The organism is Streptomyces sp. NPDC045695 (assembly GCF_056432025.1).
Genome location: NZ_JBWKJU010000018.1, coordinates 76,105 through 94,355, shown reverse-complemented (window position 1 = coordinate 94,355; position 18,251 = coordinate 76,105). Strand labels below are relative to the sequence as shown.

13 protein-coding genes are annotated in these 18,251 nt (G+C 73.0%); 9 read left to right on the top strand and 4 right to left on the bottom strand.

Annotation, left to right across the window (positions count from 1 at the left end):
• Positions 1–29: 29 nt before the first annotated feature.
• Both AC07DU_RS26270 and AC07DU_RS26265 read left to right on the top strand, forming a co-directional pair.
• The gene (locus AC07DU_RS26270) at positions 30–359 is read left to right on the top strand and encodes a hypothetical protein (protein ID WP_360902165.1); all 330 of its coding nucleotides are present in this window, start codon (positions 30–32) and stop codon (positions 357–359) included.
• A gap of 348 nt (positions 360–707) precedes the next feature.
• Positions 708–1,328: a winged helix-turn-helix domain-containing protein gene (locus AC07DU_RS26265; protein ID WP_479113971.1), complete on the top strand. Its 621-nt coding sequence runs from the start codon at positions 708–710 to the stop codon at positions 1,326–1,328.
• A gap of 121 nt (positions 1,329–1,449) precedes the next feature.
• Here the strand turns inward: AC07DU_RS26265 and AC07DU_RS26260 are convergent, their stop codons facing one another.
• Both AC07DU_RS26260 and AC07DU_RS26255 read right to left on the bottom strand, forming a co-directional pair.
• On the bottom strand, positions 1,450–2,928 hold the full coding sequence (locus tag AC07DU_RS26260; protein WP_479113969.1) for a PepSY-associated TM helix domain-containing protein: 1,479 nt from the start codon (positions 2,926–2,928) through the stop codon (positions 1,450–1,452).
• Positions 2,929–3,005: 77 nt separating this feature from the next.
• Positions 3,006–3,521: a hypothetical protein gene (locus tag AC07DU_RS26255; protein WP_479113967.1), complete on the bottom strand. Its 516-nt coding sequence runs from the start codon at positions 3,519–3,521 to the stop codon at positions 3,006–3,008.
• A gap of 250 nt (positions 3,522–3,771) precedes the next feature.
• Here AC07DU_RS26255 and AC07DU_RS26250 point away from each other — a divergent pair, with 250 nt between their 5' ends.
• From AC07DU_RS26250 to AC07DU_RS26220, 7 genes are all read left to right on the top strand, one after another.
• On the top strand, positions 3,772–4,383 hold the full coding sequence (locus tag AC07DU_RS26250; protein WP_479113965.1) for a rhomboid-like protein: 612 nt from the start codon (positions 3,772–3,774) through the stop codon (positions 4,381–4,383).
• A gap of 74 nt (positions 4,384–4,457) precedes the next feature.
• Positions 4,458–5,252: a tyrosine-protein phosphatase gene (locus AC07DU_RS26245; RefSeq protein WP_479113963.1), complete on the top strand. Its 795-nt coding sequence runs from the start codon at positions 4,458–4,460 to the stop codon at positions 5,250–5,252.
• A gap of 111 nt (positions 5,253–5,363) precedes the next feature.
• Positions 5,364–7,304, top strand: coding sequence for a hypothetical protein (locus tag AC07DU_RS26240; RefSeq protein WP_479113961.1), 1,941 nt, complete (start codon positions 5,364–5,366; stop codon positions 7,302–7,304).
• Between the two features lie 49 nt (positions 7,305–7,353).
• Positions 7,354–8,250: a metal-dependent hydrolase gene (locus AC07DU_RS26235; protein WP_360902145.1), complete on the top strand. Its 897-nt coding sequence runs from the start codon at positions 7,354–7,356 to the stop codon at positions 8,248–8,250.
• Positions 8,247–9,293, top strand: coding sequence for a PDR/VanB family oxidoreductase (locus AC07DU_RS26230; RefSeq protein ID WP_479113958.1), 1,047 nt, complete (start codon positions 8,247–8,249; stop codon positions 9,291–9,293). The genes AC07DU_RS26235 and AC07DU_RS26230 overlap by 4 nt, the downstream gene beginning before the upstream one ends.
• A 22-nt stretch (positions 9,294–9,315) precedes the next feature.
• A complete protein-coding gene (locus tag AC07DU_RS26225; RefSeq protein ID WP_479113956.1) occupies positions 9,316–10,080 on the top strand; it encodes a TetR/AcrR family transcriptional regulator in 765 nt (254 codons plus the stop codon).
• Positions 10,081–10,122: 42 nt separating this feature from the next.
• Positions 10,123–10,659 carry an N-acetyltransferase family protein gene (locus AC07DU_RS26220; protein ID WP_479034351.1) on the top strand — a complete coding sequence of 179 codons (537 nt, stop codon included), beginning with the start codon at positions 10,123–10,125 and terminating at the stop codon, positions 10,657–10,659.
• Here AC07DU_RS26220 and pulA read toward each other — a convergent pair.
• Positions 10,646–15,988, bottom strand: coding sequence for a pullulanase-type alpha-1,6-glucosidase (gene pulA, locus AC07DU_RS26215; protein ID WP_479113954.1), 5,343 nt, complete (start codon positions 15,986–15,988; stop codon positions 10,646–10,648). The two genes, AC07DU_RS26220 and pulA, sit on opposite strands and share 14 nt — an antisense overlap.
• 209 nt (positions 15,989–16,197) lie before the next feature.
• Positions 16,198–17,880: a carbohydrate-binding module family 20 domain-containing protein gene (locus AC07DU_RS26210; protein WP_479114012.1), complete on the bottom strand. Its 1,683-nt coding sequence runs from the start codon at positions 17,878–17,880 to the stop codon at positions 16,198–16,200.
• Positions 17,881–18,251: the final 371 nt, after the last annotated feature.

The window sequence follows — 18,251 nt, the reverse complement described above, 5'->3', positions numbered from 1 at the left end:
TGTCAGTGCCGTCTGGCACGGTGTGGACCATGTTGGCGATCAGGATCCAGACGGAGCGCGGCGAGTCCTACGAGCGGCCCGCACTCGGCACGTTGACCGAACTCGTGGAGCGCATCGGCGCGGACGAGGACCATTTCGTCATCGTCGAGCGGCTCGTCGAGGACCCGGACGTCTACATACAGGTGTGGCGCGACGAGGGCGAGGACTACCAGCTGGAGCACCGGGCCGGGGCCGCGGACCGGCACTTCCAGGCGTATCTGCCCACCGCGGCCGAAGTGGTGGAGGTCATGGCGGGCTGGGCCCGTCAGGAGAAGGACTGGGACGCCGGGCCGGCCTGGGAGCGACTGCACCTGGACTGACACAACCCGCCTTTGTCCTGGTTTGACGGGGACGTGGGGGCGGAATATGAGATTCCGCTCCACGACGTGAGACAGGGTCTGCCTCGGAGACATGACTTCTGCTTGAATGGGGCCATGGCCAGCCATTCGCACACCTCGTCAGGTCGCAGCGACCTCGAGCCGTTCTGGCCGTCCCGTCAGGCGCACGTTTTCGACCGGGAGTGTTGCCGCGCGAAGAACGCGCCGGCCCTCTAAAGCCTCCGGGACCACCCTTCTGACCTTGCCCGAGGCCTTCGGTCTGCGCGGTACGACATCGATGACGTACGCACGTCTCCTGCCGACCACTCCGCGTGAAAGAGCTGACCACTCATGGCGAACACCCGCTCCCTCACCTCCGCCGCCGCCTCCGCTGCGACCGCTTCCCCGACCCACCCGCCCAGTGCGCGCCACCACCTGCGTTCCGTGCACCGAGACGAAGTGGCCCGAGTCGTGGACCTCCTCCCGCCCGGCGCCACCTGGCTGCCCGCACCGCAGCACACCCTCCCGACGCTGCCGGGCCAGCCTCCGATGGTCGGCTACCTGGTCCTCGTACCGGCCGACCAGCAGCCGCCGATCGCCTTCGCCCCGCAGGCCGTGGCCGCGCCGCAGCCCGCCCCGGCGGCGCCCCCGGCACCTGACGCCCCGCACGCCCCGACCGCCACGGGCGGCGACGCCCTCGTCCGCATCGACGCGGCGCAGCGCACGGCCGAGGTCGACGGCCGGTTGCTCGACCTGACCTACCTGGAGTTCGAGCTGCTGGCCCATCTGGTGAAGCACCCGCACCGGGTGCACAGCCGGGACCAGCTGGTCACCACGGTCTGGGGCTACGGCCACGTCGGCGACGGCCGGACCGTGGACGTCCACATCGCCCGCCTGCGCCGCAAGCTGGGCGCGGCCCACCGCGGCGTGATCCGGACGGTCCGCCGGGTGGGCTACAAGTACGCCCCCTGACAGGCCCCGTTGGCGCCCGGCACCCAGTAGGCCCCAGCACGCGGTGGGCCCGTACCCGCTTCCGCGCGTACGGGCCCACCGAGCGCAGGCGCTACACGGCGCTACGCGCCGCTGCTCGGGACTACGCCACCTTGGCGGCCCGGCGGCCCCCCACGAAGCCCAGCAGCACGTCGACCGCGAGGAAGGCGACCAGGCTGATCCCCAGCAGCGGGACGAACCAGCCGACGACGGCGGTAACCGCTGCCAGCGGCAGCAGCACGGTCACCGGCAGCCTGCGCCAGGCGCCACGCGGCTGGGCGCGGCCGACGGACAGCTTGAGGTCCTTCGTGGGCCGGCGCAGCCACCACATCCGGTAGCCCCAGAAGACCAGGAACATCACGGCGAGGGCGAGCGCGGCCAGCGCGATCTGGTTGACGAGCCCGAAGGTCTTGCCCATGTGCAGGTCGATGCCGAAGCGGGTCATCTTGGCGAGCAACGGGTAGTCGGCGAAGCGCAGTTCGTCCATGACCCGGCCGTCCGCGGGGTCGACGGAGACCGCGTCCAGGTGTACGGGCACCTGCTTGTCCTGCTCCTTGATCACGTACCCCTTGCCCCGGGCGGGCAGGGTCACGCGCAGCTCCTCGGTGGCGCCGGCGGCCCGGGCGGCGGCCACGGCCCTGTCGATGCCGACGTCGACGGCGGGCGGCGCGGGCGGCATCTCCTCGCCGGGGGCCATGGTGTGCCCGGCGTGCTCGTCGGCCCCGTCGGCGCCCGCACCGGGCTTCAGCTGGGCGGAGACGTTGGGGGTGGCCCCGCCGAGGCTGTCCTGGAGCTGCCCGATGTTCTCACCGGCGTACTTCGACCAGGTCAGGCCGGTCGCGGAGAGTACGACGAGACCGGCGACGGCCCAGAGGCCGACGGCCCCGTGCCAGGACAGGGTGCGGCGCCGGCCGGTGACCCCGCGCTCCGGGAGCAGCATCTGCGACCTGCGCGTACGGCGGCGGCCGATCCACAGGGCGAGTCCGCCGAGTGCGACCACCCACATCCAGCTCGCGGCGAGCTCGCTGTAGATCCGGCCGAACTCCCCGAGCTGGAGGCTGGAGTGGAACTCGCTCAGCCAGGCCCGCAGCGGCAGCGCGTCACCGGCGGTGGCGAGCTGCCCGCGCACCTCGGCCGTATACGGATCGACGAACACGGTGAGGGTCTCGCCCTCCGGGAGCCCCGAGCGCTCCATGATCACCCGGGTGGTGGCCTCCTCGTCGGGGGCGGGCCACACCGACACGACCTTGCCCTCGGGTGCGGCGCCCCGGGCGGCCTCGACCTGGGCGCTGAGCGGCAGGACGCTCTCGCCGACGCGGGCGACGGTCAGCTCGTCGGCGTAAATGATCTTCTCGGCCTGCCACGAGGCGGCGTAGAGCAGCCCGGTGGCGGCGGCGAGGAACAGCAGCGGGGCGATCAGCAGGCCCGCGTAGAAGTGCATGCGCAGGAGCAGCGGCCGCACGGCGGCCCAGCCGCCGCGCCGCTTGGGCGCCTCGGCCGGAACGGCTTCCGGGGTGGCGTCCGGAATGACTTCCGGCATGGCGTCCGGGGTGCGGACGTCGTGGATCTCGTCAAGGGACATGGGAGTCCTAAGTGTTGGCGAAGACATGGGGAACCGGCCCCAGGTCTCGCCGCCCCCTCACCAGGGAGGTGCGCCGGTCAGGCGCGGGCAGGACGGCCGGGGGCCGTGGCGCGAAGGAGCAGGGCCGCGGGCGGCCCGCGCCGCACCACGGCATGCGCGTGCACGGCCCCGCGCAGGCGGCGCGGCCGGTGGTACGGGGCCCGGAAGGCAGGCGGGGTCAGCAGGGCGGCCGGCCGTGCCCGTACGAGGACGAGGGCGCGGGAGAGCGGGCGGGCCGCGTGCAGCGCGGCGGCTCCCAGCACCCGGGCCAGCCGGAACACGGCGGCTTCGCCCCACGCCAGCCATGCGGCGCAGAGCAGTCCGGCGAGCACGTGCGCGGCGATCATCCCGGTGCCGCCGTGACCGGCCATGCCGGCGCCCGCGCCCATGTCCATGCCCGCGCTCATGTCCATGCCCGCGCTCATGTCCATGTCCGTGCCCGGCATGTGGTGGTGCGCGGGCGAGGGCGCGGGCGAGCGCCCGGCCGGGCGGCTCTCCGAGAAGACGAGGTGCAGCACCCCTTGCACGCCGAGCAGTGCCGCTGTAATGCCCACCGGCCCCCGTCGCCTCCGTGCGGCGCACCATGCCAACACGCTGACCGCCACAAAAGCACCCAGAAGACCAGAAACGGGAACATCCGCGCTGGACATGAAGGAATGCCCCACCGCACCCAGAGCGACGCACATCGCCGCGAATACCGCGGCCCGCGTGGCGCGCATCGGCGCGGGGTGCTCTGACATGGCCGGGCCATGTTCGCACGGGGCCGGTGAAGCCCGCCCGGGGGCCGTATCCGATCATGGACACGTGAATCCAATTCCACTCGGAGCGGTGTACGCCGGCGGGGTCCAGCTCGGGGCACTCGCCCTGGAGCGGATGGGGACGGCCGAGCGGGAGCGGCTGCTGCGCGCCTGCTCGACGAATGTCGACAATCTGGCCGCCGGGCGCTGGGAGACGCTGCTGAGCAGCGCCTTCGTCGTGGAGGAGCCCATGCCGCTGCCCTACGCGCTGCTGCTGGTCGCGGTCCTCGGATACGCCGAGTACGCGTACGGCGCCTGGTGGACGGCTGCGGTGTTCCTCTTCGGGCACACCACGGCGACCCTCCTCGTGTTCGGCGCGCTGCGCAGGACCGCCGACCCGCGCACCCGGCGCGCCCTGGACGTCGGCACGAGCTACGGGTTCAACGCCGTACTCGGCGCACTGACCTCGGCCCTGCCGCGCGGGACGGTCCGTACGGCCGCCCGGGTGGGCCTGCTGGCGCTCGTGGCGGCGCCGGTGGTCAAGCGGGGGCGGACCTTCACGGACGCCGGACACCTGGTGGCGCTCGCGGTCGGCATCGGGGTCTCGGTGGCCGCCGATTGTCTTTCCGGGACGAACGCCCAGAAAATTGCAGGAATCGCCGCGCGGGTCACCGCCTAACCCGCCGGCCACCCGACCCCGCAGGACCCGACCCCGTACGACCCAGTACCCCGCACCCCGCTGGAGCCGCCACGATGACCGCCATCCCCTCCACCACCGTCGCCAATGTCCGCGACCTCGGAGGCACCCCGCTGCGCGGCGGCCGCACCGTGCGCCCCGGCCGGCTGCTGCGCTCCGGCCAGCTCGACCGCCTCAACCCCGCCACCGACCCGGCCGTGGACGCGCTGGGCGTGCGTACGGTCATCGACTTCCGCACCGACGCCGAGCGCGCCGACCACCCCGACCGCTTGCCCGCCGGGGCCCGGCTGCTGGTCGCCGACGTCCTCGCGGACAAGCTGAGCGCGGGCAAGGTGCCCGCCGCGGTGCAGCTGAAGAACCTGCTGTCCGACCCGGCGGTGGCCGAGAAGCACCTGGGCGGCGGCAAGGCGCAGGCGCTGTTCGCCGACACCTACCGGTCGTTCGTGAACTCCGGCTCCGCGCAGGCCGCGTACCGGATGCTGCTCACCGAGGCCGCCGACCCCGCGTCGGGCCCGCTGCTGTTCCACTGCACGGCCGGCAAGGACCGCACCGGCTGGGGCGCGACGGTCGTCCTGTCGCTGCTCGGCGCGGACGACGAGACGCTGATGGCCGAGTACCTGTCGGTCAATCCGGCGGTCAAGCAGGCCTTCGCCCCGATGATCGAGGGCTTCACGGCGGCCGGCGGCGACCCGGACATCGCGCTCGCACTGATCGGCGTGTTCCCCTCCTACCTGGAGGCCGCGCTCGACGAGGTGGAGACGCGCTACGGCTCCATGGAGAAGTACGTGCGCGAGGGGCTCGTCGTCCCGGACGAGACGGTCGAGGCACTGCGCGCCCGCCTGATCGCCTGATCGCCTGACCGCCCACCCGCGGTGACTGGCGGCCCCGACATGACCCGAATTGACCCGAACGTGCGATACGACGACGGGTGACCATCCGACGATTCGCTCGTTCTGCTGAACGTGACTGCGCCGGATACCGCCACCCGCTCCCTGCCTCCCGTATCTCCCGTGCCCCCGGACGTCGAGCAGGCCGAGGCCGCCATCGTCGAGCACTACCCGCGGCTGGTGCGGCTCGCCTACCTGGTGCTGCCGCCAGCCCTCGGCCGTAAGAGGCGGGTGCTCACCGCCCACTCGCTGGTCCAGCGGGCGCTGCCGCGCGGCCGGCGGGACGCGGCGGCCGCCGTGGCGGCCGTGCAGGGCGGGGTGCCGGGCCAGCGGGCCGGCGAGGACGACTCCGGTTACGCGTACGTCCGGCTGCGCGTGCTGCGCGCCGCCCTGGAGGCGGGGATTCCGCTGACCTTCCGGGCTCTGCCCCGGCGCGCGCAGCTCCCGCCCGCGCTCCCCCAGGTCTGGGGGCTGCGGCTGTTCCCCCGCTCGGGCGGGGCCGAGGAGCTCGCCCTCGACCAGTGGCTGGCCACGCTCGACGGGGCCGGCCGGGCCGCCTGTGTGCTGCGGGCCCTGGAGCGGCTGTCCGAGCCTGAGGTGCTCCGGGTGCTCGACGAGGCCGGGATCCCGGACCCGGCCGCCGCGGTGGCGGGCTCCGGTGATCCGGCGAACGACGCCCTGTTCGCCTCCCCCGAGTTCGACCCGTGCGTGCTCCAGGCCCGGCCCACCGACCTGTTGCGCCGGCGCCGCCTCACCCGCGCCGCCCTGGCGGCGGCCGCCGCGCTCACCGTGTGCGGGGCGCTGCTCGCGCTGCCCGGCGGGGGCTGGGGCTCGGACGGGGCCGCCGCCCCGCCGTACTCCCGCAACGCCGCGGCCGAGCAGGCCCTGGACCCGGGGAAGCTGGTCCGGGCCGCGCCGACGCTGTGGCGCACGTCGTCCCGTACGGGTTTCTCCACGTGGCCCGCCCGCGGCGACCGCGCCGACGACGCCGCGCTGCTGCGCCGGGCGCTGGCCGTCTGGGCGCGGCCCGGCTCCTCCGTGGTGGTCTCCGCGACCCCGGGGACCCCCGCCGGGCCGCCGATGGGACCGGCTCAGCTGCTGTTCGCGGGCGCCGTCGACCAGGCCGTCGTCGTCCTGCTGTACGACGGGCTGCGCGTGGTCCGCTACGCCGAACCGCGCACCGGGACCACCGGCGCCGCCCTCGACTTCGCGCGCACCGACGGCGCCTCGGCGGACACCGCCACCGCGCTGGTCCTCAGCCGGGTCGACGGCAACGTCCGCTACCTCACGGCGCCGTGGGTCACCGGTGCGGCCCTGCGGGACCTGCTCAAGCCCGGCGACGCGGCGACGGCGCTGAAGCCGGGCCCGGACGGGGTGACCCCGCCGGTGGCGAGCCCGGCACCGGCGGGCAACTGCACGAGCTGGAACGCCCTGTCCCTGACCGGCGACGGGACCACCCGGCTGATCACCGACCTCGGCGAGCTGACCCCGGCCCGGCTGACCTCGGGCGCGCCGGGCGCCGAGCGCGACGTCACGGAGGCCGCGGATCTCGGGGAGTGGTCGCGGATCGCGTGCCTGCTGCCCCCGGTCCGCTCGCACGGGGTGCGTACGGTCAACGCCTGGACCTACGCGAAGCAGCCGCTGCCGGAGGGCGACGGGACGGCGACCTGGCTCTGTACGCGGGCCGAGACCTGGCAGGGCGCGGCGGACCGGGTGCAGGCGCAGTTCCTGGCCCCCGGCACGCCGGTGGCGGCGCAGGCGGCCACGGCCGAGGGGTCCCCGGCGTGCGGGCCCCGGGAGCCGCGGGTGCTGGCGGGCGTGCTGTGGAAGTCGCGGGCGGGGCAGTGGTACGTACTGGCCGCGGGCAGTGCGCAGTTCGCGTCGCTGTCGGCGTCGGGCGGCGGCGTGAGCGGTTCGGCGAACGGCAACCGGCTGGCGGTCAAGGCTCCGGCCGGTGCGCAGGTCGACCTGTCGGGCAAGCTGACGGACGGCTCGAAGGCGGGGGCGCTGCGCTAGCGCGTGCAGAGGGGTTTTCTTCGCCCCTACCCCTCAGTACATTGACGCCATGTCTAATAGGCCGCTCGCGCCCGCCCCCGTGGCGTCGGAACACATAGACCTCAAGCCCCGGAACGTGTCCTTCGACTGGGAGGACACCCCGCTCCACTGGCTGCCCGGCGACCCCTTCGCCGGGCACATGATCAATGTGCTGCACCTGCTGCTCCCCGCGGGTGAGCGGTGGTTCGTGCACGTCTACAAGCAGGTGCTCCCGTACATCGAGGACGAGCGACTGCGGGCCGACGTCGTCGGATTCATCGGGCAGGAGGCCATGCACGCCGCCGCCCACGACGACGTGCTGCCGCACCTGAAGCGGCTGGGGCTGGACCCCACGCCGTACACCGCGCAGGTGGACTGGCTCTTCGAGAAGCTGCTCGGCGACCGGACCCTGCCGCCCGGCAGGGCGCGGCACTGGTGGCTGATGGAGCGGGTCGCGATGATCGCCGCGATCGAGCACTACACGGCGTTCCTGGGCGACTGGGTGCTGAACGCCGAGGCCCTGGACCGGCGGGGCGCAGACCCCGCCATGCTGGACCTGCTGCGCTGGCACGGGGCCGAGGAGGTCGAGCACCGCGCGGTGGCCTTCGACCTCTTCATGCACGTGGACGGCACCTACCGGCGCCGGGCGCGCACCTGGGCGACCGCCTTCTCGGCGCTGGTCTTCCTGTGGCAGCGCGGGGTCCGCTTCTTCATGGCGAACGACCCGCACCTGGTGGACGGCAAGGCGTCCTTCGGGCAGTTCTTCCTGGCCGGACAGCAGGGCGTGCTCCCCTCCACGGGCGCGATGCTGAAGTCCGTCCCGAAGTACCTCTCCCGCGGCTACCACCCCTCGCAGGAGGGCTCGACCGCCCAGGCGGTGGCCTATCTCGCCTCCTCCCCCGGCGCGAACGGCGGGGTCCGGGCATGAGGCGCGCCCTCGCGGTGACGGCGGTGGCGGGTGCGGCCTGGGTGGCGCGGCGCGCCCTGAGCCGGCGCATCGGGACGTCCCCGCTGTGGCCCCTGCCCGCGCTGGAGACGCCCGTCTCGGGCCACTCCCCGCGCCGCCGGCTGCGCGCACTGATCGTCTCCCGTACGGAGCCGGCCGAGGGCGTGCTGCAACTGGCCCTGGAGTCACCGGACCTCCCGGCGTGGACCCCCGGCGCGCACGTGGACGTCACCCTGCCCTCGGGGCTGGTCCGCCAGTACTCCCTGTGCGGTGACCCGGCGGACGGCGGCCGGTACACGATCGCCATCCGGCTGATCGCGGAGGGCCGCGGCGGCTCCCGCGAGGCGCACGCCCGGCTGGTCGAGGGCGCCCAGCTGGAACTGCGGCCGCCCCGCAACCGTTTCGAGCTGGTCCCGGCGTCCTCGTACGTCTTCGTCGCGGGCGGGATCGGCATCACCCCGATCCTGCCGATGCTCCAGGCGGCCACGGCGGCCGGCGCCGACTGGACCCTCCTGTACGGGGGCCGCTCACGCGCCTCGATGCCCTTCCTGGCCGAACTGGCGGTATACGGGGACCGGGTCACGGTCCTGCCCGAGGACGAGACGGGCCGGCCCGACCTGACCCGGCTGTCCACGGCCCCGCCCGGCACGCTGGTCTACTGCTGCGGCCCGGACCCCCTGATGCGGGCCGTCACGGCCGCCGCCCCGGACCCGGCCCTGGTCCACCTGGAACGCTTCGCCCCGGCGGCGGCACCCGGCCCCGCGGAGCCCTTCACGGTCGAACTGCGCCGCTCGGGGCGGACCGTGGAGGTCGGCGCGGACGAGACCACCCTGGCCGCGGTGCGCAGAGAGCTGCCGGACACTCCGTACTCGTGTCAGCAGGGCTTTTGCGGGACCTGCCAACACCGCGTCCTGGCTGGCGAGGTGGAGCACCGCGACGAGCTGCTCACGGACGGCGAGCGCGCGGACTCGATGCTGCTGTGCGTCTCCCGCGCGAAGGGGAACCGCCTCGTCCTGGACCTGTGACGCGCCCCAGTAGGGTGTCGGCATGACGACCGGAGTGCGACGCAGGATGGGTGTCGAGGAGCGGCGGCAACAGCTGATCGGGGTTGCCCTGGAGCTGTTCAGCCACCGGTCGCCCGACGATGTGTCGATAGACGAGATCGCGGCGGCCGCGGGGATATCGAGGCCGCTCGTCTACCACTACTTCCCCGGCAAGCTGAGCCTGTACGAGGCCGCGCTGCGGCGGGCGGCCGACGAGCTGGCGGCGCTGTTCGTGGAGCCCAGGGAGGGGCCGCTCGGGGCGCGGCTGCTGCGGGTGATGGGGCGGTTCTTCACCTTCGTCGACGAGCACGGGCCGGGCTTCTCGGCGCTGATGCGGGGCGGGCCGGCGGTCGGCAGCAGCCGGGCCAACGCGATGATCGACGAGGTCCGCCAGGCGGCGTACGAGCAGATCCTGGCGCACCTGGGCCTCGGGATCGCCGAACCCCCGGCGCGGCTGGAACTCGTGGTGCGCTCCTGGGTGTCGCTCGCCGAGTCCACCGCGCTGATCTGGCTGGACGGGCGCAGGATCCCGCGCGCCGAGCTGGAACTGCAGCTGGTGCACGACTTCGCGGCGCTGGCCGCCGTGAGCGCGGCGTACGACGCGGAGATGGCGGGGATCCTCGTACGGATCCTGGCCGGCGAGCCCGCCGACGGGCCCTTCGGGGAGCTGGTCGGGCGGCTCGTCGCGCTCGTTCCGGGCGGGGTGGGCGACGAGGGGCCCGGCGAGGTCTCCGACGAGGTCTTGGACGGCGTGCCCGCCCCGCGGTGAATCCCCGTGTCACGGCTGCCCATGATCATCGATAATGCCCGCGTGATCATTGACGACGGGATCTTGTTCCGGCCGGCCGGGCACCAGGACGCGAGCATCCTGGTGCGCCTGTACGACCAGGCCGCCCGCTGGATGCAGAAGCACGGGATCGAGCAGTGGAAACCGGGCGACAAGGACGCCGACCACTTCCGCGCGCGGATGGCCGACGGCGAGGTGTGGCTCGGCGGGGACTGCGACGGGCGGGTCGTCGGAGCGTACGAACTGTGGTGGTCCGACGAGGACGCCTGGGGCGTCCAGCCGCCGGTGGCCGGGTACGTGCACCGGCTGATGGTGGAGCGGGAAGCCGCGCCCGCGGGTGCCGGACGGCGTCTGCTCGAACACGCCGAGCGGCGGATCGCACGGACCGGGCGGGAGCGGGCGCGGCTGGACTGCGTCTCCACCAACCCCCGGCTGCTCGCGTACTACCAGGGTGCGGGCTACCGGGTGGTCGGGGAGCTCCCCAACAAGGTGGGGAAGGACGGCAGGGTCTACGGGGTGATCCTGCTGGAGAAGCGGCTGGACCGGCTCAGCGTCGTGTGAAGACCGAGACCGTGCGGGCCGGGACGGTGAACTCTCCTGTCTGCGCGTCGTAGGCGGACTGCTTGACCGTGGCGTCGGAACCCGCCGCCTGGACCGGGTGCAGGGTGTAGGAGGTGCCCGCGAGGGCGGCGACGCGCTGGGCTTGGGCCGTGGGGGTGGCGTTGAAGATCACCACCAGGTCGCCCAGGGTCATGGTGATCACGCCTGGGGTCTCCTCCTTGCCGGAGAGGGGGAAGGCCAGCCGGGACTGGACCGCCTCGGCCGTGGTGAGGGCGAACTCCGGCTCGGTGGTGCGGATCGTGAGCAGGTCGCGGTGGGCTCCCGCGGTGGCGGTGATGTCCGCGCAGGAAGGGGCCGGGCCCGCCAGGAGGGGCTTGGCGTAGGGCCACTTCGGGCCGTTGTCGGCGGCCGGCGGCAGGCCGCGGCCGAAGCCGTTGCCGTCCTTGCAGTCCCAGTGGACGGCGTTGAACCAGTCGCCGCTGTCGTAGGAGTTGCGGTCCAGCGACTTGGAGCGGAGCAGGTCGGTTCCCGCCTGCGAGAGGGCCGGGCCCTGGGAGAGGGTGGCCGTCGCCATGGCCAGGACCTGCATGCGGGCCTTGTCCGCGTTGCTGGTGGCCGCAGGGAGTTTGAAGGTCAGCGCGTCGGCGAGGGTCTCGTTGTCATGGGCGTCCGCGTAGGCGAGGGCGTCGCCGGGGGCGGCCGCGTAGCCGGCCGGGGCGCCGTTGTAGTCCAGCTCGGAGCCCTTGATGCGGCGGCCCGAGGTGTCGGTGAAGGCGTACGAGGCGAGGTTGCCGGACAGGCCCACCTTGATCAGGTCCTGGGCGTGCAGGAGGCGGGCCCTCTGCTGCTCCGGGGTGCCGTTGGCGGGAGATCCGTTCGGGGCGGTGAACAGGCCCGAGGCGAAGCCCTGGACGCGCGGGTCCTCGTCGAAGGGGCCGCCGCCGCGGACCGCGTCGCGCGCCCGGTCGGAGAAGGTGGCGATGCCGGTGCCCGCCATGTTCTTCTGCGTGGCCTGCACGAAGCGGGCGTCGTCGGCGATCTCGCCGAAGTTCCAGCCCTCCCCGTAGAGGACGATCTTCTTGCCGTCGACGCCGTCCTTGGCCACCGTCAAAGCGTCGAGGGCGGCGCGCACCGCCAGGATGTTGGCCTTCGGGTGGTGGCCCATCAGGTCGAAGCGGAAGCCGTCGACCTTGTACTCCTTCGCCCAGGTGACGACCGAGTCCACGACCAGGCGGCCCATCATGGCGTTCTCGGGAGCGGTGTTGGAGCAGCAGGTGGAGGTGGCCACGCTGCCGTCGGCCAGCAGGCGCTGGTAGTAGCCGGGGACGATGCGGTCGAGGACCGACTTGTCCGACTGGCCGGAGGCGACGGTGTGGTTGTAGACCACGTCCATCACCGTGCGCAGGCCGGATCCGTTCAGGGACTGGACCATCTTGCGGAATTCGACCGTGCGGGCCGTGCCGTTGGGGTCGCTGGCGTAGCTGCCCTCGGGGACGGTGTAGTGCAGCGGGTCGTAGCCCCAGTTGTACGCGTCCTTCGCGGCCGCGGCCGCCACGCAGGCCTGCTGCTCCTGCGAGTCGGGGGCGTACACCTTGAGGTCGCAGGCGGGCTCGGTGCGGTCGGCCGCCTTCTCGGGGATGGTGCCGATGTCGAAGGCGGGCAGGAGGTGGACGTAGGAGGTGCCGGCGGCGGCCAGGCCGCGCAGGTGGCGCATGCCCGCCGAGGCGGTGTCGGTGAAGGCCAGGTACTGGCCGGGGTGGGCGCTGGTGCGGTCCGCGACGGAGAAGTCGCGGATGTGCAGCTCCTGGATCTGCGCGGAGGTGAACGGCACGGGCGCGGGCTTGCGCAGCGTCTTCCAGCCGGGCGGGGCGAGCTTCGGGTCGGCCAGGTCCACGACCAGGCTGTGGGTGGAGTCGGCGGTCAGGGCGGTGGAGTAGGGGTCGGTGACCAGGTTGCGGACCACCTGGCGGGTGCTGGGGGCCCAGACGGTGACGGCGAAGCGGTAGGGCTTCGCGGTCCAGGAGCGCTCGCCGCGGACCGACCACACGCCGGTGGCGTCGTCGCGGCGCATCGGCACGGTGCGGCCGTCGAGTTCGAGGGAGACCTGCTGGGCGGTGGGGGCCCAGACGGAGAGGGTGGGGCGGCCGTCCTTGAAGACCGGGCCGAGGGCGGCGGTCGTCGCGTACAGGTCGTCCAGGACGCCGGCGAGCTGCACGCCCGTGGCGGCGAGGACGGCGCCGTTCGCGGCGCGGGCGCTCGCGACGAGCTGGCCGCGCAGGGCGGCCCGGACCCGGTCCCGGTCGCGGGGGTCGATGGTGAAGGCGCTGTAGGCGGCCAGGTGCGGGAACTTCTGCTTCTGGGCGGCGGTGAGCTGGGACCCGGTCAGGCGCAGCCACTGGGCGCCGCCCTCGTGCAGGGCGCCGTTCTCGGCCGTGACGGCGCCTTCGCGGGAGGCGAGGAGCTGTACGGAGGCGGCGCCCGCGGGGGCGTTCCAGGCGACGGTGTCGCGGTCGATCCAGATCGCCCGGGACGTGGTGAGGTCCAGGGAAGCGGAGGAGCCGGCGGGCTGCGGGAGGAGGTACTTCTCCTTGCCGCCGAGCATCCAGACCTCGTGGCCGGTGGCCTTCAGGTCCAGGGACTGGTCGGAGGGCAGGTCCTTCTCGTCGTCCTTGTGGAGGATGTAGCTGAGGGAGGTCGCCCCGGCGGCGAGGGGGACCTCGTAGACCGCGCCGTAGGGGTCGGTGCGGACCGGGAGCAGCGGCTTGGACCAGTCGGTGGGGGTCGCGGCGCCGGTCCAGACGTGCAGGCCCCAGCCCTCGTAGGCGCCGTCGGGGCGCTGGTAGTGCAGGACGGCCTTCGTGGTGTCCTGCGGCGGCTGGGCGGGGCGGTCGGTGCGGGCGGGTTCCTTGCCCTGTTCCAGCCAGATCTCGCCGGTCTTCGTCACGTCGATGGTGCGGTCGGCTGCGACGTCCTTGTTGCCGTCCTTGTCGATGACGAGGTAACTGACGGAGGAGGCGCCGGGCTTGAGGCGGACGTACGCGAAGGCGCCGTAGGCGTCGCGGCCGGTGAAGCCGTGACCGGCGGGCCAGGGGGTGGCCTCGCCGTCGGCGAGGTCGCCCCAGGCGTAGAGCCGCCAGTCGGTGTAGTCGCCGTCGGGCCGGTTGTAGTGGACGACCGCGTAGTCGCGCTGGGTGGCGGTCGGGACCTCCGCGGGCGGGGCCTGTCCGGCGACGGACTGCGCGAGGGCGCTCGCGGTGCGGCCAGCGGAGTCGACGACGACGGCTTTGTAGCGCAGCGCGGCGCCGGCGGGCGCCTCGATGTGCTGGGTGACCTTGTAGGGGGCGTGGTCGGCGGTGCCGAGGACCTGCCACTTCTCGTTGCCGGTCTGGGCGGCGAAGACGACGCGGCCGCCGCCTCCGGTGACGTCGGCGCTGAGCTCGACGGTGCCCGTGGCGCCGGCGGCCGGGGCCTTCAGGGTCAGGGCGGGCTTGGCAGTGGGCTGGGCGGCGGGGGTCACGGCCTGGAGGACGACGGAGCCGAGGGCCGGGACGGGCACGGTGAGCTTGCCGGCCGCCGAGGCGCGGATGAGTGCGGTGCCGCCGTAGAGGGTGCGGTACTGGGCGCCGGCCGGGGCGTCGATCTCGACGGTGCGGGATGCGGTCGCGTTGTTGGCGGCGACCAGGTATTCGGTGCGGGTCTTGGTGTCGGTGCGGGCGAAGGCGTGGACGGAGCCGTCGGAGAGACGTGCGCTCTGGACGCCGTCCCGCAGGGCCGGGTGGGCCTTCGTCAGCCGGGAGAGAGCACTGATCTGCTGGTAGAGCGGGTGCTCCGGATCGTAAGCATCGCTCGCATGCGTGCGCACCGTTCCGAGCTGGTCGTCGTCCAGGTAGTCGGCGACCTGCGAGGCGAACAGGGGCTGGCGGGCGTCCTTGTCGCCGCCCGCGCCCGTGAAGCCCTGCTCGTCACCGGAGTAGATCACCGGGTTGCCCCGGGAGAAGAACATCAGCTCGTTCGCGAGGCGGTAGCGGTCGAGCAGTTCCTGCTCCCCCGCCCCCGGCCGGTCCTGCTTCAGGAAGGTGGCGAAGCGGCCCATGTCGTGGTTGCCGAGGAAGGTCACCTGCTCGTAGGCGTTGGCCTTCCCCGAGGTGTACCGGTAGTCGTCGCCCAGTACGGAGGCCAGCCGGTCGGCTCCCGCGCCCTGGGAGGCGTACGCGCGGATCGCGTCCTGGAGCGGGAAGTCGAGGGTGGCGTCGAGCTTCCCGCGCGTCACGTACGGGGAGGTCACGGCCGTGTCGGCGGAGTAGACCTCGCCGAACATGAAGAAGTCGTCGCGGCCGCGCTTGGCGGCGTACGTGTCGAGGGCGGTGGCCCACTGGGTCCAGAAGCCGGTGTTGACGTGCTTGACCGTGTCGATGCGGAAGCCGTCGATGTCGAAATCCTCGACCCACTTCTCGTAGATCTTCTCCATCCCGCTGACGACCTCGGGGCGCTCGGTCCACAGGTCGTCGAGGCCGAAGAAGTCGCCCTGCTCGGAGGACTCGCCGGCGAAGGTGGAGTCGCCGCGGTTGTGGTACATCGTCGGGTCGTTGAGCCAGGCCGGCGACTTGAGGTTCTTCTTGGCGTCCGGGACGAAGGGGGTCCTCGGGAAGGACTCACCGTCGACCTTGGGGAACTTCCCCTTCCCGTCCGCGTAGTCGGCGTCGTCGAAGGGCACGCCGTCCTTCGTCAGGTACGGGAACGCGCCCTTGGAGAGGTAGGAGTACGACGCCTCCCGGTAGTCCACGACGTCCGCGGTGTGGTTGGTGATGACGTCGAAGAAGACCTTCATCCCCTTCCCGTGCGCCTTCTCGATCAGCCGCTCCAGATCGGCGTTGGTGCCGAAGTGCGGATCGACCTGGGTGAAGTCGGTGATCCAGTAGCCGTGGTAGCCGGCCGAGACGTCCGTCCCCTTGCCCTGCACCGGCTGGTTCTTGAAGATCGGCGCCATCCAGATGGCCGTGGTGCCGAGCCCCTTGATGTAGTCGAGCCGGTCGGTGAGCCCCTTGAGGTCGCCGCCCTGGTAGAAGCCCTTGTCCGTCGGGTCCAGGCCGGTCTCCAGCCGCGAGCCGGTCAGACCGCCCCGGTCGTTGCCCGGGTCGCCGTTCGCGAACCGGTCGGGGAGCACGAAGTAGAACTGCTCCCGGGTCAGGTCATGACGGGCGGGCTCGGCGGCCAGCTTCGCGTCCGAGGGCGGGGCGGGCGGCCTCGCGGCGGCGGCCGCGGCGGGGAGGGCGGGCAGGAGCGTCACGGCCAGGGCGGCGGCGAGGACTCCTGCGGCGGGGCGTATCAAGGCGGGCTCTCCTTGGGTACGGGTCGTGGGTCGGGCGGCGTGGCGACGCCGGTCGTGCGCGCGTCACGTGTCGCAGGGATGAGGGCCGCCCGGCGGTGGCGGGGAAGAAGATGCCGGGCGGCCCTGGTCGGGGGGCGCGGGCTGGCTTGCGGGCGCGGGGCGCGGGCTCGGGCCGGCGGGCTCGGGCGCGGCGGCTCGGGCTGGTCGGCTCAGCTGCGCCAGGTGTCGGTCAGCGTGACCTTGCCGGTCGTGGGGACGGTGGCCGTGCGATTGGCGCCGCTCTCCCACGTGACGTTCCCGGAGGCGTCCTTGCGGACGTACTTGTACGCGAAGGACGTGCCGGCCGGGAGCGTGACGTCGAGCTTCCAGACCGGGTAGGCGGCCGGGTCGAGCTTGAGGGCGCCGGCGGGGTTCCAGGCGCCGAGCTCGGCGCGGTCGCCGACGACGTGGATGTTCTGGCCGAGGGTGGTGGTGGCGTTGACGGCGAACGACGCGCCGGAGGAGGCGGCCGGCGTGCCCGAGCAGGTCCGGGCGTTCACGTGCAGGGCGAGGGCCGTCCCGGCGGGGAGGGTGGCGGTGAACTGGCCGCCGGAGTTCACGGTCACGGCGCGCCCGCTCTGGACGTCGCAGTAGTCGCCGGCCGGGAGCGAGGTCTGGAAGGTGCGGGACAGGGCGCTCGACTCGTGGTTGAGGGCGACGTACGCCTTGGAGCCGCGCCCGAAGGCGATCTGGTCGCCGCCGTTGTCCCACCAGTCGGTGACGGACTGCCCGCGGGCCGCGTTGCGGAAGCCGACCATGGAGGAGATCTCCCGCCAGGCGTGCTGGCACTTCCACCCGTCGGCGTAACAGGCGTTCACCGCGCCGCCGTTGGGCGGGCCGGCGTCCTTGTCCGTCCACTCGTAGCCGGAGTGCACGTCCGGGGAGCCGTAGGGCCAGGCCAGCATGAAGACGCTGGCGAGGGTGTAGGCGGAGCCGTCCTTGTAGGTGAGGGTGTCGCCGACCCGCTCGGTGTCGTGGTTGTCGACGAAGACGGCGGCCTGTCCGCTCGGCATGTGCCCCCACGCCTCGCCGAAGTTCTTCAGGTAGGCGAGGTTCTCGTTCTGGAAGACCCGCTTGAGGTCCCGCGCGTACCGGAACTCCTGGACGTCACCGTTACCGAGGTACTCACTGGGCGAGACGGCCTCACCCGCGCCGTGGATCGCCTCCTGCTTCCAGTAGACGCCGGGGTTCGTCAGCCGGGACTTGATGTTGGCGAGGTCGGCCGCGGGCACGTGCTTGGCGGCGTCGATCCGGAAACCGTCGACGCCGAGCGACAGCAGGTCGTTGAGGTACCCGGCGATCCGGCCGCGCACGTAGTCCTCGCCGGTGTCGAGGTCGGCGAGCTGGACGAGCTCGCAGTTCTGCACGTTGGCGCGGTCCTGGTAGGTGGAGATCGTCGCCCGGCAGTCGTCCATGTCGGAACCCGAGTACAGGCCGGGGTAGTTGTACTTCGTGTACGAACTCCCGCCCGTCCCGGTTCCGTCCCCCGCCGCCATGTGGTTGATGACGGAGTCCGCGACCACCTTCACGCCGGCGGCGTGGCAGGTGTCGACCATGTTCTTGAACGCGGTCCGGTCACCGAGCCGGCTGGCGATCTTGTAGCTGACGGGCTGGTACGAGGTCCACCACTGCGCGCCCTGGATGTGCTCCTGGGGAGGCGAGACCTGCACGTACCCGTAGCCGGCGGGCCCGAGGGCGCCGGTGCAGACCGCGGCCACGGAGGCGAACTTCCACTCGAAGAGGACGGCGGTGACGTCCTTGTCCCCGGGCGGCGCCGCCTGCGCCTGCGGCGCGACGACGGTCAGGGTCGCGGCGCCGAGGGCGGCGGCGGCGGCGCCGGCGCCGGCTGCCAGGAGGGCTCTGCCGGTTCTTGCGGTGCGGGGGCGGGTGCGGGAGCGGGTGCGGGTGCAGGTGGGGAACACGTGGGCCTCCTGGCGGAGAGGTGGGGGCGACCGAGAGGTGGGGATTGCTGGCGACCGTATGGGCCCACCAAGACCCCTGCAATACCTTGCGCAAGAAATTGCAGAATTGTTTCTTGCGTGTGTCCTGGGGGGGGTGGGGTGGGGCGGGGCGGGCGGGGTGGGGCCAGGCGGGCGGGGTGGGGCCAGGCGGGCGGGGTGGGGCCAGGCGGGCGGGGTGGGGCCAGGCGGGCGGGGTGGGGCCGTGCGGGGTGGCTTCGGGTTGGGCGGGAGCCACGCGGGCGGCATCAGAGACGCGTATGGGG